The organism is Bacillus sp. Bvel1, assembly GCF_014872755.1.
GTDB lineage: Bacteria > Bacillota > Bacilli > Bacillales > Bacillaceae > Bacillus > Bacillus velezensis.
This window is the reverse complement of sequence record NZ_JAAOBZ010000006.1, coordinates 146,572-166,994: the sequence shown is the minus strand read 5'-3', so window position 1 is coordinate 166,994 and position 20,423 is coordinate 146,572. Positions and strand designations below refer to the sequence as shown.

Genomic DNA, 20,423 nt, shown 5'->3' with positions numbered 1-20,423 from the left:
GAAAGCCGCATGATCATGACAACGACCGAAACCGTCGCCGGAAAACAGATTACGGAAGTAAAAGGCTTGGTGACAAGCAGTATCGTCCAGTCCCGTCACATCGGAAAAGATTTGCTTGCAGGCTTAAAATCTGTCGTCGGCGGCGAATTGAAAAGCTATACCGAAATGCTGGAAGACTCCAAAAAAGCGGTGAAAGAGCGGCTGATCAGAGAGGCGGAGCAGCTCGGAGCGAACGCCATCGTCGGCCTGCGGTTCGAACTGACCGCAGGACAGAACACATCCGAATTAATCGGATACGGAACCGCCGTCACCGCCGAATCCATTTAAAAAAACAAGCCTCTTTAAAGAGGCTTGTTTTTTTATTTCTCACATGCGATATAGTCTTTATCCTGGTCAAGTCTTTTATTTGCATTATAAAGCGCTTTTGATACATACGGCTTGTACTTTGTTCTGCCGCCCTTGTTTTTCACTTTCGACGATTTGGCCACGCCGCCCTTATACACCTTATTCAGCGCCTTACAGTTTTGATACGTTTTTACCTTTGTTTTCGCTTCTGCCGTCTGCCCCGCTCCGTATGAACAACCGAACACCAGGCCGAAAGACAAAAGCACAGCTGCCGTCTTTTTCATTTCTATCCTATCCCCTTTCCTGAATCATGTTGTATGACTGAACATATCATAGTTCAAATAATCTCCATTTACAAGATAAATAGGAAAATAGTTTTAATTTACGTCCGCCCGTATATCTTTTATGGAATTTTTCCCAAAACCTTTTATAATATGAATTGATAGCGCTATCTGACTATGATGATAGGAGGAGAAATGATGATGAAAAAAGGGCTTGTTGCGGGTGTTCTCACTACAGCCGTTCTATTCGGCGCATGTACGGCGGATATTCCGGGGGTGATCAGTCCCAATACGGCGGAAGCGGCGTCCCAGCTCAGTAAAGGAATCGGCGGAAGGGCCTATCTGAACAGCACGGGCTCAGTTCTCGTCACGAAAATTCAGCTTCCAAGCTCGATTCAGGTGTCAAATGGGACAGCCTATATTTACTCAGGATTTACCGGAGGCACAGAGGCTGATATCGGGCTTCAGTACAGTGACACCTATCATGTATGGAAACCGATCATGAAAGTCGGTTCAAAGGGACAAGGCCAGGTCCGGTATCTGGAAGGAGAAAGCCAATTCACTTATACGAAAGGCTTCCGGCCCGGCAGCACCGTACAGCTGACCATTTACAAAAATCTGAACGGCAATACCCGCGCCACATATTGGGGCACGAATAATGACGGATACACCGGCCGCATCATCTCAGAACTCGCCCAAACCAATGTAGGCTCTGTCTCAAAATGGAAAGCGCTCGCCACCGTCGCGGTCACATCAGAGGATCAGCGCCCTTACATCAAATCAAACTTCTCGACAGCCTTTACGAACATCACGATCGACAATAAAGCAGTCACACCTGTGATTGATACACAGGATTTTGCCAAATTGACAGTGTCAGGAAGCAGCGTCAGCATGTCTGTCGTCAAATAAAGAATTTTGAACGCACGATTTCTGTCATCGTGCGTTTCGTAAGGGTCTGCCGGATACGCAAATCCCTTATTTTTCGGATTACGTTTAATAAAAAAACAGCCCTCCTCAGGGTTGTTTTTTTAACATTTCTTTCATTATTTCCGCCAAAACGCTGAGCAGTCCGCCTTATCCTTGATATTAAATTGAATCATGCGTTCAAGCAGCTCATAATACACCGGTTCAGTCCATTGAATTCTGAACAAACGGGAAGTAGCGCTGTAGCCGGCACGGGCAATGCCGTCGGCAAAATGCGCAATTCCAGCTTCTTCGGGAGAAACACTTACATGATGCTTTGCTGCCGCAAAGCCGATAATAAAGGTGCCGTGATCGGTAAACATCGGCGTGTTCCACTTGATCTGCGGTGTTAAACCCGGGAATTGCTCAGACGTCCACGACAGGATTTCCTCCATTCGCAGACGATGGTCAGGGCTGTCGATACTTGATAAATAGTCTTTGAAAACGTCCATGTCTTCCTCCTTCAACATCACGTCCGCTAACGCCAAAACCCCGGATTTTCAGCTTTTTCCTTGATGTTAAATTCGATGATCTTCTTAAGCAGATCATAGTGCACCGGATCAGTCCACCGAATTCTGAACAGGCGTGAAGAAGCGCTGTACCCGGCTTGGGCGATGTCATCGGCAAAATGCTCCATCGTCTCTTTTTCAGGTAAAATGCTCAAATGATTTTTTGCCGCGGCAAACATAATGATATAGGTGCCGTGATCGGTAAATGTCGGTTTGTTCCACTTGATCTGCGCTTCTAAGTTCGGAAATTGGTCAGCCGTCCACGACAAAATTTCTTCTGCTTTGAGACGGTGATCCGGGTTATCGATTTCTGATACATATTTTGCAAACACATCCATGCCCATCTCTCCTAAAATGAAATATCATTACTCTTTACATCATCATAGCCAACAGACGGACACGATACAACTCTATCCGGGCATGTAAATCGAAAAAGCCCTTCCCAAAAGGAAAGGGCCCGTCCCTTCACATCACAGCTTTCTCTAATATCTCTCCCCCAGCTCCCGCAAAATAAAGTCGTAGATCATTCTTGTCCGCTCTTCTTTCGGATACAGCATGAATTCCTGCCGCTTCGGGATATGACTGCCCATCCTGTCCTGAAAAGTGGTTCTGAGATAGGCGGTTCTGTAAACCTGATTTTCAAAAGAATGATAGGATACTTCCAGTTCCATCGTTTTGCCGTTTGAGAACGTGACCGCTGTGTCATCAAATGCCGTCGGTTGAAAATCTTTAACGTGCACATGAGATATCCAGCCGCATTGAGGCCTTGCAGAAGAAAGTGTAGGGAATAAAAAGATGTGATTTGAAGGGTCCACCATAATCGGCGGCTTGTGAGAAATTTTAATCGCTTCATATGTTCCCGCTTTTCTCCCGGCATAGCTGGAGCCAAAGTAGCGGCAGCTTCTGTCGATGATGTGAATCGGCTTCATGCTGACATACAGAATGCAGTCTTTTTCAATGACCTTCGACCCCATTTTACCGTCTATTTCCTCAGGCAAAACAGCGATGGTTGAACGATTTACTTCGTAGCTTTCTAAGGGTGCGTGTGTTTTCTGGCACATGATGTGCAGCCTCCAATCCTTTTCTTGAAAATTTATACTAATAATCTATCATCTGTCATTGGAAAACGACAGGTTTTTTTTGAATATAGCTAAAAATCACCTTTTAAAGCTGTAATTTAGTCTTAAATTACTATTTAAATATTATTTTTCTTTTTCATTTCACCTCATTTATACAATGATCATTTTCGTTTTTTCGTCAATTTGCAGGATATGTCGATATATTTCCAAGTATTAGTTGTCTAAAGATTATAAAAATTAATTGATTTTTCCGGCCGTTATCCATATACTATAAAAAAGGCATTGGGGGGATTCTTTATGAAAGAGAAAAAGTCGTACACTGAGCTCATGAAGTCCCGCAACACGGAAAAAGCAAACGAATTCGATGTGACAATGGCCGATATTTACATTCAAATGGTGCTTGATGAATCCTTGTATAAACGCCGGATCGCCATGCTGACAATGCAGATTAATAAGGCGCTTGATGATAAAAATAAAGAAGCGTTCCTCACGCTTTCAAAAGAATATGCCGCTCTCAAACAGAGTGAATAAGCCAATCCATATGGATTGGCTTTTTTTACATTATCCGTTTACGATGGTGCCGCCGTTCACATGAATCGTCTGTCCCGTGACATAGGTAGAATCATCGCTTGCTAAGTACAAATAGCTCGGCGCCACTTCAACAGGCTCTCCCGGGCGCTGCATCGGCACGTCTGAGCCGAAGACTTCCACTTCCTTCGCCGAGAAGCTCGCCGGGATCAGCGGCGTCCAGATCGGCCCCGGCGCCACTGCGTTTACCCGGATGCCCTGAGTGACAAGAGATTGGGAAAGAGATCTTGTAAACGTGACGATCGCCCCTTTTGTCGCTGAATAGTCAATCAATGTTTTGTGGCCTTTATAGGCGGTAATGGAGGCCGTATTAATGATTGAACTTCCTCTTTTCAGGTGAGGGAGCGCGGCTTTCGTCAAGTAAAACATTGAAAAAATATTCGTCTGAAACGTTCTGATGAGCTGGTGGCTCGTGATTTTCTCAATCCCCGGCTGCACGTGCTGCTCACCCGCGTTGTTGACCAGGATGTCAATGGAAGGAAAGGCTTGGCCCGCCTGGCGGATGACATCGTTGCAAAAGGCTTCGTCGCCGACATCCCCTGCGATCAGCAGACACTTCGCCCCTTCTTTTTCTACATATTGCTTCGTCTCTTCGGCATCCTGATGCTCATCAAAGTAAACGATGACCACATTAGCGCCTTCCTTCGCGAATAAAACGGATACGGCGCGGCCGATCCCGCTGTCTCCGCCCGTGATGATCGCCGTTTTCCCTTCAAGTTTTTTCGCCGCTTTCGGTTTGTCAAAAACGGGGCGCGGGTCCATTACATATTCAAAGCCCGGCTGCCGATTTTGATGCTGCGGCGGCAAGGTTTTCTTCTTCTGATTCGCCATTTTGATCACTCCTTTACATTAATTACTATATTATGAGTAATTTGAGCATCTTATACGAATTTCATGTATGAACAGAGTCTTATTGGAAAAATTAAGAATATACAACAGAGGAGGTAAATCTGAATTGACTACTTTTTCAAACGAGGAACCGGCTTCCTATTGGAAAGCAACAGCTGACATTCCTTCCTTTCCCGCCCTCACTGAAGATACGGAATGTGACGTTGCGGTGATCGGCGGAGGAATTACGGGCCTGACAACGGCATACGAACTGACGAAAAGAGGTTTCCGTGTCGCTGTCATTGAAGCAGACCGGATTTTAAACGGGACGACCGCGGGCACGACCGCAAAAATCACCGCCCAGCATGATTTCATCTATGCCGATCTTATTCAGCAGATCGGCCTGACCAGCGCAAGGCTGTATTTCGAAGCCCATCTCCGCGCCATGGAAGACATGAAGCAGATCATCAAGGACCTTTCGATTGACTGCAGACTGATTGAACAAGACGCATATCTTTACACCAATACAGAATCAGGCGTCAAAAAAATGCGCAGTGAGCAGGAAGCTTATACCAAGCTCGGTATTGAACACGAGCTTGTGAAAGAACTTCCCGTCCCCGTTGATTGCAGGCTCGGCCTCGCCATGAAGAATCAGGCGCAATTCCATCCGCTTTTATATGGTGCGGCGCTCGTCAAAGAGATCGTTAAAAACGGGGCGCGGATTTTTGAACAGACGGCTGCGATCGACATAAAAAAAGAACCGCAGCCGGAAGTGGTCACGAAAAACAGACACGGCATCAAGTGCAGCTACATTGTCTGCGCTTCCCACTTTCCTTTTTATGACGGAGGCGGGCTTTATGCCGCCAGAATGTATGCCAGCAGATCCTACGTACTCGCGGTAAAACCGAAACAAGCGTATCCGGACGGGATGTATCTCAGCATAGACAAGCCGTCCAGATCACTGCGATACACCGATTTGAACGGTGAAAAACTGGTGCTTGTCGGCGGTGAAAGCCACAAAACAGGCCAAGGAAAAGAAATGTCCGGGCATTACGAAGCGCTGAAACAATTTGCGGAAGACACAATCGGAGTTGAAAGCATCCCATATCATTGGTCTGCACAAGACCTTGTCACCATTGACAAAATTCCGTTCATCGGTCCGATCTCAGGCGATGAAGAACATATTTTGGCGGCGACCGGTTTTAAAAAATGGGGCATGACAAGCTCAGCGCTCGCCGCGAAGCTTTTGGCTGATCATATTCAAAACAAAAAGAACCCGTTTTCCGGCCTGTTTATTCCGTCACGCTTCCACGCAGATCCCGGACTGAAAAAACTGATTTCCTATAATGCCGACGTGGCCAAACACCTTATCTCGGGCAAACTTGAGAGGCCGGACGCTTCGCCTGAGAGTCTTGGGCCCGGGGAGGGAAAAATCGTAACGGTAAACGGCAAACGGGCCGGCGCCTATAAAGATGAAAAAGGCTGTCTGCATCTTGTCGATACGACATGCACCCATTTAGGCTGTGAGGTTGAATGGAATGACGGCGAACGGACGTGGGACTGTCCATGTCACGGGTCCCGGTTCACACCCGACGGCGGGGTTGCCGAAGGTCCCGCCATCAAGCCGCTGAAACGTCTCGCCCAAGATTGACTAAACCATTCTGTACGAATGGTTTTATTTTTTTCCGCATTAAAATATTTTTATCAGATTCCTTCATTCAAGTTCCTTCCAAACCGATAAAAAGAAAAAGAGAATATCTGGGGGAACTAATATTGTTATTTAAAAAAGACCGCAAAAAAGAAACAGCATATTTTTCAGAAGCCGATGGAAAAAAACGCATCGCGCTTTCAAATCAATATGCAGATGTCCAAAAACAGCTGAAAATGGTCAGGCTCGGAAACGAAGAACTTCATGTGCTTGAAGAGCTGCAGCCGTTAATTAAAGAACATATCTCAACAATCGTCGATTCCTTTTACCGAAACCTGGATCACGAAAAATCATTAATGACGATCATTAACGACCACAGCACGGTCGAGCGCCTGAAAAAAACATTACGGCGTCATATCCATGAGATGTTCGCCGGCACAATTGATGATGAATTCATTGAAAAAAGACAGCGCATCGCTTCCATCCACTTGCGGATCGGCCTTGAACCGAAATGGTATATGGGAGCGTTTCAGGATCTGCTTCTGTCGATGATGAACATATATGAAGCAACCATTCCGGATTTGCATGAGCTTTTAAAAGCGATCAAAGCGACGACGAAAATATTGAATCTTGAACAGCAGCTCGTCCTTGAAGCATTCCAGACTGAATATAACTGCCAGCGTGACGAACAAGAGGAAAAGAAAGCCCGTCTTCATCAGAAAATCCAGGAAACATCCGGATCACTCGCTGATTTGTTTTCAGAAACGAGCAGAGCCGTGCAGGAGCTGGTCGATAAATCCGAGGGCATTTCCGAGGCGTCAAAAGCCGGCACCGTCACTTCCGTACATGTCGAAGAAAAATCAATCGGCGGGAAAAAAGAGCTTGAAAGCCAGCAGCAGCAGATGAATAAAATCGACGCCAGCCTTCTGCAGATTGAAGAAGAAATGGACAAGCTGAATGACATCGCCCAGCAGATCGAAAAAATCTTCGGCATCGTGACGGGGATCGCCGAGCAAACGAATCTCCTGTCACTCAACGCTTCAATAGAATCCGCCAGAGCCGGAGAGCACGGCAAAGGGTTCGCCGTTGTCGCGACGGAGGTAAGGAAGCTTTCAGAGGATACGAAAAAAACCGTTTCCACCGTATCAGAGCTTGTGAACAATACCAATACACAAATCAACATTGTGTCCAAACATATTAAAGATGTAAACGGACTTGTAAGCGAAACGAAAGAAAAAATGACGCAGATCAACCGTCTGTTTGATGACATCGTCCAAAGCATGAAAACGAGCAAAGACCAGACAGGCAAAATCGACGTTGATTTGCAGGCCTTTCTCGGCGGCCTTCAAGAAGTCAGCCGCGCCGTTTCCCACGTTGCATCATCCGTTGATTCACTTGTTATCCTTACAGAAGAATAAAGATAAACCGACCGGCCTTTTTCATAAAGGGCCGGTCTTTTTAATGTTAACTTAAAATATAATAGAGTTGACATATATAAAGACTCGCTTTATTGTATAAACATATTTTGATAAGCTGGAGGAATACATAATGAAATTGACAGAAATGATGCATATTGCCGTGTTTACCGCCATTATGGGACTTTTGGGGCTGCTTCCGCCGCTTTTCTTATCCTTTACGCCGGTTCCGATTACGCTCCAGACGATCGGTGTGCTCTTATCAGGAAGCATCCTGAAACCGAAAGCGGCATTTTTAAGCCAATTGCTTTTTTTGCTGATTGTGGCATGCGGAGCGCCTCTCCTTTCAGGCGGAAGAGGCGGGTTCGGGGTTTTTTTCGGGCCGAGCGCCGGATATCTCATCGCATATCCGCTGGCGGCATTACTGCTGAGCCTCAGCATCCAAGGCCTTCGCTCAGCTGCTGTCCCCCATTTGTTTATCAGACAGTTCTTGTTCGGCGTGCTGTTTTTGTATGTCATCGGCATTCCCATTCAAGCTTTTATAATGCACATTGATATCTTGACTGCCGTAAAGCTCAGCCTCATCTATGTGCCCGGAGATCTGCTTAAAGCGGCCGCAGCCTCATTCGCAGCCGTAAGAATCAGAAAAACTCTTCAAGCAAGCCGGCTTTTGCCGACGAAAGGAAGCTGATTTTAGTCACCATGATTACATCATCATATTCAGATACAGCCGGACAAGCGCCGGAACAGATCGCAATTCAGACAGAAACAGAACAGATCACCTATCAAACTTGGAACAGGCTAGTAAACCAAACCGCAAACTGGCTTGGCAGCCTTTCAGATAAACCGGAAAACCTTGCGATATTACTGCCGAACGGCATCCCATTTTTACAACTTTTCGCAGGGGCGGCGCATGCCGGCTGCACGGCGGTTCCGTTAGATCCCCGCTCGGCTGCGGCGGAACTCGCGGACCAGCTGCACATCAGCAAAACCGACCTCGTCATCTGTGACCGCCGGCTGAGCGGCAGACTGGACGGCATCAAAACGCCTGTCATCCTGTGGGATGAATGCAGGCCTTTGATCGAGGCGGAAAAAACGGAAGGCGCTTTTATCAAAAACACCGGCCTGCCCTTTTATACCGGATTCACCTCGGGATCGACCGGTAAGCCGAAAGCCTTCACCCGCTCTCACCGTTCGTGGCTGGAGAGCTTTTCTTGTACGAAACGTGAGTTCGGCATTTCCCCTGATGACAAAGTGCTGGTACCGGGCACGCTTCGCTCGTCACACTTTTTATACGGCGCCGTCAGCACTTTGTTTATCGGCGGAACCGTCCTCCTTCAAAGAAAATTCAATCCGGCCGGAATGAAAGACCGGCTCAGACAAGCTGACGTTCTATATACCGTTCCGACAATGACGGACGCCCTGCTCTCACTAGAGGCGTTTCCGGATACACCGCTCAAGGTGATTTCTTCCGGTGCAGACTGGCCCGCTTCGTCTAAACAAGCGCTGTCAGAGCGCTATCCCCATTTACGGTTGTACGATTTTTACGGAACGTCTGAGCTGAGTTTCGTGGCGTTCTTATCGCCTGAAGACAGCGTCCGGAAGCCTGACGCGGCGGGCCGTCCGTTTGAAAATGTTACAATCGAAATCCGCCGGCCCGGCGGAGAACGCTGCATGCCGGGCGAAACGGGGAAGATTTTTGTGAACAGCCCGATGAAATTTTCCGGATACATCAACGGCGCAAAACCTGATGATTCCGGCTGGATGACGGTTGATGACATGGGATATATCGATCGTGAAGGCTATCTTTATATCGAAGGACGTGAAAACGGGATGATCGTATCAGGCGGCCTGAATGTATTCCCGGAAGAGATAGAACGTGTGCTCAACCGCTGTCCGGGCGTCAGAAAAGCGGCCGTCATCGGCATTCCTGATGATTATTGGGGCAGCATCGCCGTTGCGGTGATCGACGGACATGCAAATGTAAAGGAACTGAAGAAACAGTGCCGCGAGCAGCTGGCGGCATATAAAATCCCGAAAAAATGGCTGTTTTCAGAAATACCGGAAACAGCCGGCGGAAAGATCGCCCGTGCCGCCGTACAAAAGCTGGCAAAGGACATGATGGAATGGAAGCTGTAATTACGGATGCGAAGCGGACGATTTTCGCCCGGGAAAACGGCCTGTTAAAAGACTGTCTCCCCGAAGATTTGGCAGCTCCGCTGATCCGACATTTGAGCCGGAACATGCCCGAAGACATTGATGAAGTCCTGATCGGAAACGCGACGGGCCGCGGCGGGAACCTCGCCCGGCTGTCAGCCTTGGCCGCCGGGCTTCCTTTGAGCGTGTCCGGTACGACCATCGACAGGCAGTGCGGTTCCGGATTGGACGCCGTGAGGGTCGCGTGCCACTTTGTTAAAGCCGGCGCGGGGAGCACATACATCGCGGGAGGAGCGGAGAGCAGCAGCCGTTCCCCTTTCTCATCCCGGGCGCGCTTTTCTCCTGAACACATCGGCGATCCTGATATGGGCATAGCGGCCGAGTATACGGCACAGGCTTACGGCGTAACGAGAAAGATGCAGGACGAATATGCCCTTCTCAGCTATGAACGGAGCGTCAAAGCGCACGAAGACGGCTTGTACCGCCGGGAAATTCTCCCCTGTCACGGATTCGCCGCTGACGAAAACATGCTGAAAAAGCGGAACATGGAGCCTCTCATCGCCCGCGCCAAACCCGTCTTTCAGTCCGGAGGCTCTGTCACCGCGGCCAACAGCTGCGGAATTTCTGACGGGGCGGCGGCAGTTTGTGTGATGGAAGAACAAAAAGCGCGGTCTCTCGGTTTAAAGCCGGGATTGCGTTTTATCGGAAGCGCGGTAAGCGGCGTCCATCCGCATTATCCGTCAGCAGCTCCGGTTTATGCCGTCAAAAAGCTTTTGAAGGAACGGGACCTGTCACCGGATGATATTGATATATACGAAATCAACGAGGCGTTTGCCGTCAAAATATGCGTTTTTTCACAGCAGCTTCAAGTGCCGTATTCTAAAATAAATGTCCGGGGCGGCGCTCTGGCCGTCGGGCATCCGTACGGGGCTTCCGGGGCGGCGCTTATCACCCGGCTTTTTTATGAAGCAAAAAGACGCCCGGATGCCCGCTACGCAGCAGCAGCGATCGGCAGCGGAGGCGGAGTCGGACTGGCGCTTCTCTTTGAAGTGTTAACGTAACGGCAGTATAATAGATGATATCGATAAAAAATGATCGGAGTGGAGACTTTATGACTGCCGTTTGTTTAGTAAGACATGGAGAGACTGATTGGAATGCCCAAAAGAAGCTTCAAGGCAAATCGGATATTCCGTTAAATGCGACGGGAGAGCGTCAGGCGAAAGAAACAGGAGAGTACTTAAAGGGGTCCGAATGGGATGTCATCGTCTCGAGCCCGATGAAACGGGCCAGAAAAACAGCTGACATTATTAACGGGTTTTTGAATCTTCCCATTGTCGTCATGGAAGATTTCAGAGAACGGAGCTACGGTGATGCGGAAGGAATGTCTTTGCCGGAACGGTCGAAGCGCTACCCGGATAAAAACTACCCGAACATGGAGACCGCAGAAGAGCTGACAGACAGAATGCTTGCCGGTTTAGTGAAAGTTCAGGAGCGGTTTCCTGATCAAAAAGTACTGATCGTCGCTCACGGCGCAGCCATTCACGCCCTCTTGTCCGCTATTTCTGACGGTGATACCGGCATACAAAACGCAAAGCTTGTCAATGCGTGCCTGAGCAATATCGAACGAATTGAAAATAAGTGGCGCGTCAAAGATTACAATGTAAGCAGCCACCTATCAGAATCATAACAAAAAGGCCCGAATTAGTTTTGGGCCTTTTTGGCGAGCATTTTTTTCTGAAGATCATGTAATACGGCGTCCGCACCGTCAATGCTCCGGCGCTCCGTCCATACCGCCCTGTCCGCGCGGTAAACGCGGCCGTTTTTTACGGCAGTCAGCTGTTTCCAGAGGTGATTTTTTTCGAGTTCTTTCTCACCGTCCAATAGTACGATGTAATCAGGATCGATATGCAAAAGCTGCCCGGGCGTCATTTTGATAGCGCCTGATTTCCCGCCGGAATCCGTCTGGACCGCATATGTAAACCCTGCGAGCGTCATAAGCCGGGATGTGAAAAACCGGTCATCCTTTACGGAAATGCTGCCATTTGCAGCGTCAATTAATAAAATCGTGCCGCCTTCTGCATCCAGCTTTCTTTTGATGTCATTCAGCTTTTCTTCCTGAGCCGACAATTGTTTCTCTATGATGCCCTCTTTACCGACCGCCTTTTCAATGGTAAGGGCAGCATCAACCGCATCCTGATAATCCGCAGCTTCATTTTTCAAAGCGATTGTCGGAGCGATCTTTGTCAGCTCGTGGTATATCCCCCTGTGCAGGCTTGAGTCAGCAATGATGAGATCGGGCTTTAACGAAGTGATCTTTTTCAAATCGGGATGTGACGGGGGCCCGACGGACGGACTGCCGTCGTTTCGCTCTTTCCGGTTATCCGCCGCGGCCGCCGGCTTTATACCGAGATCATGGAGGGTGTCAATAAAGCCCTCATTCAATACGGCGATGCGCTGCGGGTGCGCAGCCACATGCGCCGTCCCCAGATCATGCCTGACGGCGGTTTCATGTTCCTGTTCTGAGCATGCCGTTATGAAGAGAACGGATAAGATCATCAGCATACTGAAAATTGGTTTCATCTGTTCCCCCTCTTTCGTTTTTCCGCAATTATATCATTGACAATATGAGTATCAATGATATTCATTATCATTATTTTTATAAAATGGTTTCACAGCTTTTCTCCCTCAAGAAAGCCAAAGACTGATTCATGCCGGCCGCTTTATTTCATTCCGCTTTCGTTTCCATCAGACTTCTGCATTCAACAAAAGGTGACATTTATCCTGTTTTTGCCTCAGCTTCCAAAAATGGAATCAAACCGTTCGACCCAGTAAACAAGAGAGCGATTGCGGCTGTGTACAAATACTCATGTCCTTCCATCGGTTTTTTCCATTAAAATTTAAATATTTCGGGTTCCTATTAAACGAAAGAGAGATGATATACCTAAATAGAAATAAAACAAACTGAAAAAAATTGGGTCTACTAAAATATTATTCCATACTATACAATTAATCCACAGAATAATCTGTCTATTGGTTATTCTGCAAATGAAAAAAGGAGTGGATAAAGAGTGAGAGGCAAAAAGGTATGGATCAGTTTGCTGTTTGCTTTAGCGTTAATCTTTACGATGGCGTTCGGCAGCACGACTTCTGCCCAGGCTGCAGGGAAATCAAACGGGGAAAAGAAATATATTGTCGGATTTAAGCAGACAATGAGCACGATGAGCGCCGCCAAGAAAAAAGATGTCATTTCTGAAAAAGGCGGGAAAGTGGAAAAGCAATTCAAATATGTAGACGCAGCTTCAGCTACATTAAATGAAAAAGCTGTAAAAGAGCTGAAAAAAGACCCTAGCGTCGCTTACGTTGAAGAAGATCACATTGCACAGGCGTACGCGCAGTCCGTGCCTTACGGCGTATCACAGATTAAAGCCCCTGCTCTGCACTCTCAAGGCTTCACCGGATCAAATGTTAAAGTAGCGGTTATCGACAGCGGTATCGATTCTTCTCATCCTGATTTAAAGGTAGCAGGCGGAGCCAGCATGGTTCCTTCTGAAACAAATCCTTTCCAAGATAACAACTCTCACGGAACTCACGTTGCCGGTACAGTTGCGGCTCTTAATAACTCAGTCGGTGTATTAGGCGTTGCGCCAAGCGCATCTCTTTACGCTGTAAAAGTTCTCGGCGCTGACGGTTCCGGCCAGTACAGCTGGATCATTAACGGAATTGAGTGGGCGATCGCAAACAATATGGACGTTATTAACATGAGCCTCGGCGGACCTTCTGGTTCTGCAGCGTTAAAAGCGGCAGTTGACAAAGCCGTTGCTTCCGGCGTCGTAGTGGTTGCGGCAGCCGGTAACGAAGGCACTTCCGGCGGCTCAAGCACAGTGGGCTACCCTGGTAAATACCCTTCTGTCATTGCGGTAGGCGCTGTTAACAGCAGCAACCAAAGAGCATCTTTCTCAAGCGTAGGTTCTGAGCTTGATGTCATGGCACCAGGCGTCTCTATCCAAAGCACGCTTCCTGGAAACAAATACGGCGCGTACAATGGTACGTCAATGGCATCTCCGCACGTTGCCGGAGCGGCTGCTTTGATTCTTTCTAAGCACCCGAACTGGACAAACACTCAAGTCCGCAGCAGTTTAGAAAACACCACTACAAAACTTGGTGATGCTTTCTACTATGGAAAAGGGCTGATCAACGTACAGGCGGCAGCTCAGTAAAACATAAAAAACCGGCGTCGGCCATGGCCCCGCCGGTTTTTTTATTATTTTTCTTCCTCCGCATGTTCAATCCGCTCCATGATCGACGGGTGGCTCCCTCTGAAAATTTTGACGAGAAACGGCGGGTTGACCCGGCTCAGTCCCGTATCGGCCAAGTCCTGAAACGTCTCAATCGCCGCTTCCCGGTTTCCGGTCAGCTCGATGCCGTAACGGTCGGCGGCGTTTTCCTGATACCGGGAGACGGCGTTCGTAATCGGATCAGAAGCAAAACTGAGAACGGATATGAGCAGCAATAACAGCGGGAGGGCGGCCAGATCTTCAGGCCCCTTTATATGAAGCATTCGGCCGAAGAATTTGGACAGCCGCTTATAAAGCTTGTCAATGATATAAAACCCGGCTAATGACAGCAGCAGATACCCGGCCAGTCCGATGTACACGTGCTTCATCACATAGTGCCCCATCTCATGCCCCATAATGAACAAAATTTCCCGATCCTTCAGTTTGTTAAGCGTCGTATCCCACAAAACGATCCGCTTATTCGAACCGATGCCCGTCACATACGCATTCAGCGCATTCGTTTTCTCCGACATATTTACTTCATACACATGGCTGGCCGGAATGTCGGCCTTGTCGGCAAGCGACAAAATTTTGCTTTCCAGCTCCTTGTCTTTCAGCGGATAGAAATCATTGTATAAAGGATCAATCACGACCGGCTGCAGGAAAAACAAAAACAGGGTAAACGGCACAGTAAGACACCAAGCGTAAAACCACCATTTTTTTGTATGCTTTGTGATCAGCCAGTAAAACACAAGCACACACACGGCAAACAGCGGAAAACTGATCCAGAAATCAATGACATGGTCTCTTATCCAGCTTGCTGCTGTCTGCGTCGAAATATGATACGCAAGCGAAACCCGATATCCGATCCACTCAAGCGGAAGCGATGCCGCCGTAACGATGAGTGAAATCACAAATACGAAGCTTACGATTTGCAGCACCCGAAAGCGCACCGCTGCTTCCAGCCAATGCTTTATTTTTTTTGCAAGCCCCGTAATGAGCAGCAGAAAAAATAAAAACCAATCTAACGGCGCTCCGATGAAAAATAAAAAATCCTTTACATTTGAAAAGTTTTCAGCGGCTGCCAGGCGGCCCGGGTCCATGAACGAGGACGGATCGGCTTTCGTTCCCTTTACAGCCTCCGGGACGGCGGAGTCTCCTGTCATAAAGAAATACCAATAGAAAAAAAGGCCGTACAGCACATAGGCAAGTCCCGCTGCCGCTATCCATTTGCGCATGGAAGTCTCCCTCCTTAGCCTTATGACTTACTCCTATTGTAAGCATAAATGCAAATAAATAGAACCAAGCCTCCGAAACGGATGTTAATCTTTTCACAACAGAAAAGAATGGAACAACAGGAAGCGGGAAAGACTAAAAGACGGAGTGATGAATATGAAAAAAATAATCGCGTTTATTGTAGTAATCGCCCTTTTGGTTATTGCTTTCTTTTATGTATACAGCCGGACCGGCGATGTGTTTCCATCAAGCAACGCAGATCTGATTATTCTGTCAGAGCACGGAAAAAAAGAAATCAAAATTAAAGACAGGCAGAATGTAAAAGATATGCTCGATATCTTGAACCAAGGAAAACAAGTCAAACTGACCAAAAGCGTGTCTCCCGATTACGACGGAACGGTCAAATACCATGAAGACCGTTTTGATTCATTCAGTATGTGGCTCGAAGGCGGCAATTATATGATGTACAAGTATAAAAACACGTATTACAAACTGACCCGGCATGATACGAAGCTTGTGCAAAGCATCATTAAGGAAGAATCGCAGAGCTGACCGGATCAGCATGTAAAAGCGAAGCCCCCGGCTTCGCTTTTCGTCCGTCATTTCGGAAGCATGTCCCGGACCGCCCTTCTCAGCAGCTTCCCGGTCGCGTTCTTCGGAATCTCATCAAGAAAAACCACTTCCGCCGGCCGCTTATATTTTGCCAAATGTGTTTCACAGTAATCGAAAACCGCCTGCTCTGTCAGCTCACCGTCCGCAGGCACTATATAAGCATGCACCGCTTCCCCCGTTTTGGCGTCAGGAACGCCGATGACCACGGCTTCTTTAATGCCCTCATGGCTGTAGAGCACTTCTTCTACTTCGCGCGGATAGACATTGTATCCGCCGACGAGAATCATATCTTTTTTTCTGTCGACGATATAAAAATAACCGTCTTCGTCGCGCTTCGCCAAATCACCCGTGTACAGCCAGCCGTCTTTCAGCGCGTGCTCCGTCTCCTCGGGCATCTTGTAATAGCCTTTCATCACATTCGGCCCTTTCACGATCAATTCTCCCACTTGATGGTCGGGCAATTCGCGTCCGAGCGTATCGACGACTTTATTTTCGACATGTAAAATATTCGTCCCGATCGAGCCGGGCTTTCTCCCCCGGTCAAACGGATTAAAACAAGTAACCGGAGACGCTTCAGAAAGTCCGTACCCCTCCAGAATGGTGACGTCAAAGGTTTGTTCAAACGTCTGCAACAGAGCGACCGGCATGGAGGCCCCGCCTGAAATGCACAGTCTGACGGACGCAAAATCCTCCGCCTTGCCGTGCTCGTATTGATACAGATAGTTATACATCGTCGGAACGCCGGCAAAAATGGTTGCCTGACGGCTTTTAATCAGTTTAAACACAGAGGCCGGGCTGAATTGCGGCTCGATTAAGACACACGCTCCGCTCATCAGAGGCGCATTCATACAAACGGTTAAACAAAAAACGTGAAACATCGGCAGTGCCGCCACAATTTTGTCTTTCTCATTCATTCCTAAGTATCCGGCGACATCATTTGCATTGGAGAAAAGATTCTGATGGGTGAGCATGGCGCCTTTCGGTTTTCCGGTCGTCCCTGAGGTGTATAAAATGACGGCAGTATCGTCTTTGGACAATGTCGGATAAGTTCTGCTGCGCTCCACCGGGCGGAGCATTTTTGTAAACGTTGTCATTTTTAAGCGCAATTGAGGGTCTTCTGTCGATGGAGCGTTCTCTGCTGTCTGGCTGATAATGATATGCTCCAGCAGCGGCAGCGAGCCGTGCAGGCTTTCAAATACGGGAATTAATAGGTCGATGCCGGCGATCGCTTTGACATCGCCGTTTTTCAGCATGTATGCGATTTCTGAAGGTGTGTATGCCGGATTAACAGGTATGACGACAATTCCCGCTTTTAACGCGCCGAAAAACGCAATAACAAAGTCAGGCGTATTTCCGAGCAGCAGCGCGAGATGATCCCCTTTTTTCAGTCCCCTGTCCTCCAAGCCGTTTGCAAATGCTTTGATTTTACCTGCCAGCTCCTCATACGTCATGTACTGATCTTGAAACAGACAAGCTGGTTTTTCCGGTTTCTGCGATGCCGTTTCTTCCAATTTGGAAACCAGATTCATTTTCCCACCCCTTTAAAAATATAATGAATGAATAGTCATTCATTTATCCGGAATAAACGTTCACTTTTATTATAGAAAAATATAGAAAAACACTCAAGGGCAAAAAGCCCCGAGTGCCGTAAAACCGGAAACTATAATTGTTTCAGCGCTTCACTGACCGGCGTGCCGCCCGCTGTCAGATCGAACGCTTTTTCATACGTATTCGGTTCATCAAGGGATACGATAACGGTCTTGGCGACATCGTCTCTTGAAATGGAGCCTCTTTCTAAATCGGCCGCGGCTTTGATATTTCCCGTGCCGGGATCATTTAATAACCCGCCCGGCCGGATAATCGTATACGTCAGACCGCTCGCTTCAAGAATTTTATCCGCATAATGCTTTGCGGCATAATACGGCTTCAGTGCTTCATTCCAATTGTCGCGGTTATGAGCCTGAAGGGCGCTTACCATAATGAACCGCTTGATGCCGGCTTTCTTTGCCGCTTCTATCGCTTTCGCCGCTCCGTCAAGATCAATCAGAAGCGTCTTATCGTATCCGGTGCTTCCTCCTGATCCGGCGGTAAATACAATCGCGTCACAGCCTTCAGCGGCTTTCGCGATGTCTTCCGTGCTTCCTTCCAAATCTGCAAGAACAGCTTCTGTTCCCGCGGTTTGAAGCGCTTCTTTCTGCTCTTCTTTCCGGACCATCGCCCGCAGCGTATGCGTGCCGTCTTTTTGAAACAGCCCGGTCAGACGCTGTCCGATCTGCCCGTTTGCTCCGATGAGAAATACTTTCATCATGATCCCTCCCCATTCATTATGGTTCTATCATTTCACAAAAACGGGCGCTGATTCAAATCATGCGTTCGGCAAATGTTCTAATAAATCAGCTCGAGGAAATCTTCCAGCTCTATTTTGCCGAAATACTGTTTCAGATCGATTCCGGCCAGCGCCTCCCTGATAGCGGTTCTGTCATACTGTTTTCCGGTCAGCGCCTGTTCGACTTCACTCACATCTTTCGCACCGAAGAAATCACCGAAAATTTTGCAGTCCTGAATGATTCCTTTTTTCACTTCAAGACGCAGATCAATCGATCCGACCGGATAACGTTTCGAATGCTGAAGGTTGAATGCGGGCGACCTTCCGAAATTCCAGTCCCAGTTTTGATAGCGCTCTTCGGAAATCTTCCGGATCGCTTTCCAGTCTTCATCGGTCAGTTTATATTCCGGCACTTCGGAAAGATCATTTGTATTAAAAATATGGTGAAGCAGATGCTTTTTGAATTCGTCCGCCGTCATTTTGTCATCAAGAAACTCGCTGATATTGGCGACACGGCTTCTGATTGACTTAATGCCTTTTGATTCGATTTTGTCTTTTTTCACTTTCAAGGCTGACACGACATGATCAATGGCGGAATCCAGCATTAATGTTCCGTGGCTGAAAATACGCCCTTTCGTCGAAAATTGAGCATTGCCGGAAATTTTTCTGCCGTCCGCGACGATGTCGTTTCGGCCGCTTAATTCAGCTTCCACACCGAGCTGGCGCAGCGCCTGAATAACGGGTTCGGTGAATTTTTTAAAATTGTGGAAGCTGTCGCCGTCATCCTTGGTGATAAAACTGAAATTCAGATTCCCGAGGTCATGGTAAACCGCGCCGCCTCCTGACAGCCTGCGGACGACGATGATTCCGTTATCTTCTACGTATTTCGTATTGATTTCTTCTATTGTGTTTTGGTTCTTCCCGATGATAATCGACGGCTGATTGACATAAAACAGCAGGTATGTCTGTTCAGGGTCGAGATGCTTCACGCAATATTCCTCGATTGCGAGGTTGATCCTCGGGTCGGTTATGTTTTGGTTGTCGATAAATAACATGGTGCTCCTCCTTTATTTCTCCCACTTCAATCCGGAAGCGGCGATTGTCACTTCGCCCCCGAACACGGATTCCGCTTCTTCTTTCAGCTTCCGGTGCTCGCCGAAATGAGGCAGATGTGTGAGAATCAGTTCCCCCGCTCCGGCCTCCTCCGCGATACGTCCGGCTTCCAAACTGTTCATATGGCCGGCTGACGTGCCGTCCTGGTCCGCGTAAAAATTGCACTCGCAGATCAGCAGATCGGCATTTTCCGCAAACGGGATAAACGCGTCCTGGTAGCTTGAATCAGCCGTATACACAACAGAAGCTGAACCGTCAGTAATCCGCATCGCATAACAAGTGACCGGATGCACCGTTTTCAGGAAGGTAATGGTGAACGGCCCGGCAGAAAGCGGGCGGTCCGGCTGATAGGCCACTCCTTTCGTATGCGTTTTATATGTAAGACGCTCAAACTGTTCTATATCAGCATCATGCCCGTAAATCGGCAGTGCATGCGTCCCTTTTCCGAGAAAGGAGCCGACCTGTTTGGCAAATTGAAGCGGCCCGATATCAGCGATGTGATCATGGTGATAATGGGACAAAATGACGGCATCAAGCTCTTCTGCCGGAACATAGGCAAACAGCTTTGATAATACGGCGCTTCCGCAATCGACGAGCAGAGAATAGCCGCCGGACTGAAACAGATAGCCTGAAGTTGCTTCGTTTGCGGCCGGAAACCCGCCGCAGCATCCAATGACTGTAATTTTCATATGGTCCTCCGAATGTTTATGATAAAAAGATCCTTTCCTCCAATATACCTATTTTTCGTACAAATTGCATGTTTTAAACATTGTGCCAAAACAGCCGTTGATTTTCCGAAACTGTTATAATACAATGTAGAGACAAAACAATGAAAGAGGGATGGGTATGTTAGAAAAGATGTCGGATTTTTTCAGAAATTTACCCGGTAAGAAATGCGAAGAATGCGGAAATGAGATTGTTGAGCAGTATGAGTGTCACATTAATTTGTGCAATGACTGCTTGAAAATTAAGGATATGTGACAATAGGGCGCCGCACAATTCTAAGTTGTGCGGCGCCCGTTTTTTCGGCCGTCATCATACTTTCTGAA

The 20,423-nt window shown here is 47.9% G+C and carries 23 protein-coding genes and 1 pseudogene; 13 read left to right on the top strand and 11 right to left on the bottom strand.

The window, feature by feature from the left end:
* The first annotated feature begins 9 nt into the window (after window positions 1-9).
* A complete protein-coding gene (locus tag HAP68_RS04915) occupies window positions 10-327 on the top strand; it encodes a YbjQ family protein (RefSeq protein WP_003155166.1) in 318 nt (105 codons plus the stop codon).
* Window positions 328-359: 32 nt separating this feature from the next.
* Here the strand turns inward: HAP68_RS04915 and HAP68_RS04910 are convergent, their stop codons facing one another.
* A complete protein-coding gene (locus HAP68_RS04910) occupies window positions 360-629 on the bottom strand; it encodes an excalibur calcium-binding domain-containing protein (RefSeq protein ID WP_024085094.1) in 270 nt (89 codons plus the stop codon).
* 195 nt (window positions 630-824) lie between these two features.
* Between HAP68_RS04910 and HAP68_RS04905 the strand changes: the two genes are divergently transcribed.
* A complete protein-coding gene (locus HAP68_RS04905; RefSeq protein WP_003155170.1) occupies window positions 825-1,535 on the top strand; it encodes a YrpD family protein in 711 nt (236 codons plus the stop codon).
* A gap of 134 nt (window positions 1,536-1,669) precedes the next feature.
* On the opposite strand, the gene HAP68_RS04900 is transcribed toward HAP68_RS04905, so the two are convergent.
* From HAP68_RS04900 to HAP68_RS04890, 3 genes are all read right to left on the bottom strand, one after another.
* Window positions 1,670-2,041, bottom strand: coding sequence for an iron chaperone (locus tag HAP68_RS04900; protein WP_015388468.1), 372 nt, complete (start codon window positions 2,039-2,041; stop codon window positions 1,670-1,672).
* 26 nt (window positions 2,042-2,067) lie between these two features.
* Complete coding sequence (locus tag HAP68_RS04895; RefSeq protein WP_003155175.1) at window positions 2,068-2,436, bottom strand: iron chaperone; 369 nt, start codon at window positions 2,434-2,436, stop codon at window positions 2,068-2,070.
* A 144-nt stretch (window positions 2,437-2,580) separates the two neighbouring features.
* A complete protein-coding gene (locus HAP68_RS04890; protein ID WP_003155179.1) occupies window positions 2,581-3,159 on the bottom strand; it encodes a competence protein ComK in 579 nt (192 codons plus the stop codon).
* A 315-nt stretch (window positions 3,160-3,474) separates the two neighbouring features.
* Here HAP68_RS04890 and HAP68_RS04885 point away from each other — a divergent pair, with 315 nt between their 5' ends.
* Window positions 3,475-3,708 carry an IDEAL domain-containing protein gene (locus tag HAP68_RS04885; protein WP_003155181.1) on the top strand — a complete coding sequence of 78 codons (234 nt, stop codon included), beginning with the start codon at window positions 3,475-3,477 and terminating at the stop codon, window positions 3,706-3,708.
* 30 nt (window positions 3,709-3,738) lie between these two features.
* On the opposite strand, the gene HAP68_RS04880 is transcribed toward HAP68_RS04885, so the two are convergent.
* Window positions 3,739-4,596, bottom strand: coding sequence for an SDR family oxidoreductase (locus tag HAP68_RS04880; protein ID WP_024085092.1), 858 nt, complete (start codon window positions 4,594-4,596; stop codon window positions 3,739-3,741).
* Window positions 4,597-4,720: 124 nt separating this feature from the next.
* Here HAP68_RS04880 and HAP68_RS04875 point away from each other — a divergent pair, with 124 nt between their 5' ends.
* The 7 genes and pseudogenes from HAP68_RS04875 (at window position 4,721) to HAP68_RS04850 (ending at window position 11,500) form a co-directional block, all read left to right on the top strand.
* Window positions 4,721-6,244, top strand: a complete 1,524-nt coding sequence (locus HAP68_RS04875) for an FAD-dependent oxidoreductase (protein ID WP_024085091.1) — start codon at window positions 4,721-4,723, stop codon at window positions 6,242-6,244.
* A pseudogene (locus tag HAP68_RS19765) lies at window positions 6,160-6,900 on the top strand (protoglobin domain-containing protein); the annotation flags it as partial. The gene HAP68_RS04875 and the pseudogene HAP68_RS19765, both read left to right, overlap by 85 nt.
* Window positions 6,901-7,143: 243 nt before the next feature.
* Window positions 7,144-7,659, top strand: a complete 516-nt coding sequence (locus HAP68_RS19760) for a methyl-accepting chemotaxis protein (protein WP_369719112.1) — start codon at window positions 7,144-7,146, stop codon at window positions 7,657-7,659.
* 130 nt (window positions 7,660-7,789) lie between these two features.
* Window positions 7,790-8,347: a biotin transporter BioY gene (locus HAP68_RS04865; protein ID WP_024085089.1), complete on the top strand. Its 558-nt coding sequence runs from the start codon at window positions 7,790-7,792 to the stop codon at window positions 8,345-8,347.
* Between the two features lie 11 nt (window positions 8,348-8,358).
* The gene (locus HAP68_RS04860; RefSeq protein WP_041482357.1) at window positions 8,359-9,795 is read left to right on the top strand and encodes an acyl-CoA synthetase; all 1,437 of its coding nucleotides are present in this window, start codon (window positions 8,359-8,361) and stop codon (window positions 9,793-9,795) included.
* Window positions 9,783-10,874, top strand: coding sequence for an acetyl-CoA C-acyltransferase (locus tag HAP68_RS04855; protein WP_003155187.1), 1,092 nt, complete (start codon window positions 9,783-9,785; stop codon window positions 10,872-10,874). Before HAP68_RS04860 ends, HAP68_RS04855 begins: the two co-directional genes overlap by 13 nt.
* Before the next feature lie 50 nt (window positions 10,875-10,924).
* Window positions 10,925-11,500, top strand: coding sequence for a histidine phosphatase family protein (locus HAP68_RS04850; protein WP_014304741.1), 576 nt, complete (start codon window positions 10,925-10,927; stop codon window positions 11,498-11,500).
* A gap of 14 nt (window positions 11,501-11,514) precedes the next feature.
* Here HAP68_RS04850 and HAP68_RS04845 read toward each other — a convergent pair whose 3' ends face one another.
* Window positions 11,515-12,393: an ABC transporter substrate-binding protein gene (locus HAP68_RS04845; RefSeq protein ID WP_015388471.1), complete on the bottom strand. Its 879-nt coding sequence runs from the start codon at window positions 12,391-12,393 to the stop codon at window positions 11,515-11,517.
* A 488-nt stretch (window positions 12,394-12,881) separates the two neighbouring features.
* On the opposite strand from HAP68_RS04845, the gene HAP68_RS04840 reads away from it, so the two are divergent.
* Complete coding sequence (locus HAP68_RS04840; RefSeq protein ID WP_024085087.1) at window positions 12,882-14,030, top strand: S8 family peptidase; 1,149 nt, start codon at window positions 12,882-12,884, stop codon at window positions 14,028-14,030.
* A 44-nt stretch (window positions 14,031-14,074) separates the two neighbouring features.
* Here HAP68_RS04840 and HAP68_RS04835 read toward each other — a convergent pair whose 3' ends face one another.
* Window positions 14,075-15,325 carry a M48 family metallopeptidase gene (locus tag HAP68_RS04835; protein WP_003155197.1) on the bottom strand — a complete coding sequence of 417 codons (1,251 nt, stop codon included), beginning with the start codon at window positions 15,323-15,325 and terminating at the stop codon, window positions 14,075-14,077.
* Window positions 15,326-15,479: 154 nt separating this feature from the next.
* Between HAP68_RS04835 and HAP68_RS04830 the strand changes: the two genes are divergently transcribed.
* Window positions 15,480-15,875: a YhfM domain-containing protein gene (locus HAP68_RS04830; RefSeq protein ID WP_007409201.1), complete on the top strand. Its 396-nt coding sequence runs from the start codon at window positions 15,480-15,482 to the stop codon at window positions 15,873-15,875.
* Between the two features lie 47 nt (window positions 15,876-15,922).
* On the opposite strand, the gene HAP68_RS04825 is transcribed toward HAP68_RS04830, so the two are convergent.
* The 4 genes from HAP68_RS04825 to HAP68_RS04810 all read right to left on the bottom strand — a co-directional run bounded on the left by HAP68_RS04825 (window position 15,923) and on the right by HAP68_RS04810 (window position 20,063).
* Window positions 15,923-17,464 (bottom strand): fatty acid--CoA ligase family protein, encoded by a 1,542-nt coding sequence (locus tag HAP68_RS04825; RefSeq protein ID WP_003155200.1) that lies wholly within the window; start codon window positions 17,462-17,464, stop codon window positions 15,923-15,925.
* A 131-nt stretch (window positions 17,465-17,595) separates the two neighbouring features.
* Window positions 17,596-18,240, bottom strand: coding sequence for an SDR family oxidoreductase (locus HAP68_RS04820; RefSeq protein ID WP_024085086.1), 645 nt, complete (start codon window positions 18,238-18,240; stop codon window positions 17,596-17,598).
* 80 nt (window positions 18,241-18,320) lie between these two features.
* Window positions 18,321-19,316, bottom strand: a complete 996-nt coding sequence (lplA, locus tag HAP68_RS04815; RefSeq protein ID WP_003155205.1) for a lipoate--protein ligase — start codon at window positions 19,314-19,316, stop codon at window positions 18,321-18,323.
* A 12-nt stretch (window positions 19,317-19,328) separates the two neighbouring features.
* Window positions 19,329-20,063 (bottom strand): MBL fold metallo-hydrolase, encoded by a 735-nt coding sequence (locus HAP68_RS04810; protein WP_003155207.1) that lies wholly within the window; start codon window positions 20,061-20,063, stop codon window positions 19,329-19,331.
* 151 nt (window positions 20,064-20,214) lie between these two features.
* On the opposite strand from HAP68_RS04810, the gene yhfH reads away from it, so the two are divergent.
* Window positions 20,215-20,355 (top strand): protein YhfH, encoded by a 141-nt coding sequence (gene yhfH, locus HAP68_RS04805; RefSeq protein ID WP_012117221.1) that lies wholly within the window; start codon window positions 20,215-20,217, stop codon window positions 20,353-20,355.
* Window positions 20,356-20,423 lie beyond the last annotated feature (68 nt).

Coding starts and splice junctions, on each gene's coding strand:
- HAP68_RS04915 (WP_003155166.1), top strand. CDS start 10: ATGATCATGACAACGACCGAAACCGTCGCCGGAAAACAGATTACGGAA.
- HAP68_RS04910 (WP_024085094.1), bottom strand. CDS start 629: ATGAAAAAGACGGCAGCTGTGCTTTTGTCTTTCGGCCTGGTGTTCGGT.
- HAP68_RS04905 (WP_003155170.1), top strand. CDS start 825: ATGATGAAAAAAGGGCTTGTTGCGGGTGTTCTCACTACAGCCGTTCTA.
- HAP68_RS04900 (WP_015388468.1), bottom strand. CDS start 2,041: ATGGACGTTTTCAAAGACTATTTATCAAGTATCGACAGCCCTGACCAT.
- HAP68_RS04895 (WP_003155175.1), bottom strand. CDS start 2,436: ATGGATGTGTTTGCAAAATATGTATCAGAAATCGATAACCCGGATCAC.
- HAP68_RS04890 (WP_003155179.1), bottom strand. CDS start 3,159: ATGTGCCAGAAAACACACGCACCCTTAGAAAGCTACGAAGTAAATCGT.
- HAP68_RS04885 (WP_003155181.1), top strand. CDS start 3,475: ATGAAAGAGAAAAAGTCGTACACTGAGCTCATGAAGTCCCGCAACACG.
- HAP68_RS04880 (WP_024085092.1), bottom strand. CDS start 4,596: ATGGCGAATCAGAAGAAGAAAACCTTGCCGCCGCAGCATCAAAATCGG.
- HAP68_RS19760 (WP_369719112.1), top strand. CDS start 7,144: ATGAATAAAATCGACGCCAGCCTTCTGCAGATTGAAGAAGAAATGGAC.
- HAP68_RS04865 (WP_024085089.1), top strand. CDS start 7,790: ATGAAATTGACAGAAATGATGCATATTGCCGTGTTTACCGCCATTATG.
- HAP68_RS04860 (WP_041482357.1), top strand. CDS start 8,359: ATGATTACATCATCATATTCAGATACAGCCGGACAAGCGCCGGAACAG.
- HAP68_RS04855 (WP_003155187.1), top strand. CDS start 9,783: ATGGAAGCTGTAATTACGGATGCGAAGCGGACGATTTTCGCCCGGGAA.
- HAP68_RS04850 (WP_014304741.1), top strand. CDS start 10,925: ATGACTGCCGTTTGTTTAGTAAGACATGGAGAGACTGATTGGAATGCC.
- HAP68_RS04845 (WP_015388471.1), bottom strand. CDS start 12,393: ATGAAACCAATTTTCAGTATGCTGATGATCTTATCCGTTCTCTTCATA.
- HAP68_RS04835 (WP_003155197.1), bottom strand. CDS start 15,325: ATGCGCAAATGGATAGCGGCAGCGGGACTTGCCTATGTGCTGTACGGC.
- HAP68_RS04830 (WP_007409201.1), top strand. CDS start 15,480: ATGAAAAAAATAATCGCGTTTATTGTAGTAATCGCCCTTTTGGTTATT.
- HAP68_RS04825 (WP_003155200.1), bottom strand. CDS start 17,464: ATGAATCTGGTTTCCAAATTGGAAGAAACGGCATCGCAGAAACCGGAA.
- HAP68_RS04820 (WP_024085086.1), bottom strand. CDS start 18,240: ATGAAAGTATTTCTCATCGGAGCAAACGGGCAGATCGGACAGCGTCTG.
- lplA (WP_003155205.1), bottom strand. CDS start 19,316: ATGTTATTTATCGACAACCAAAACATAACCGACCCGAGGATCAACCTC.
- HAP68_RS04810 (WP_003155207.1), bottom strand. CDS start 20,063: ATGAAAATTACAGTCATTGGATGCTGCGGCGGGTTTCCGGCCGCAAAC.
- yhfH (WP_012117221.1), top strand. CDS start 20,215: ATGGGTATGTTAGAAAAGATGTCGGATTTTTTCAGAAATTTACCCGGT.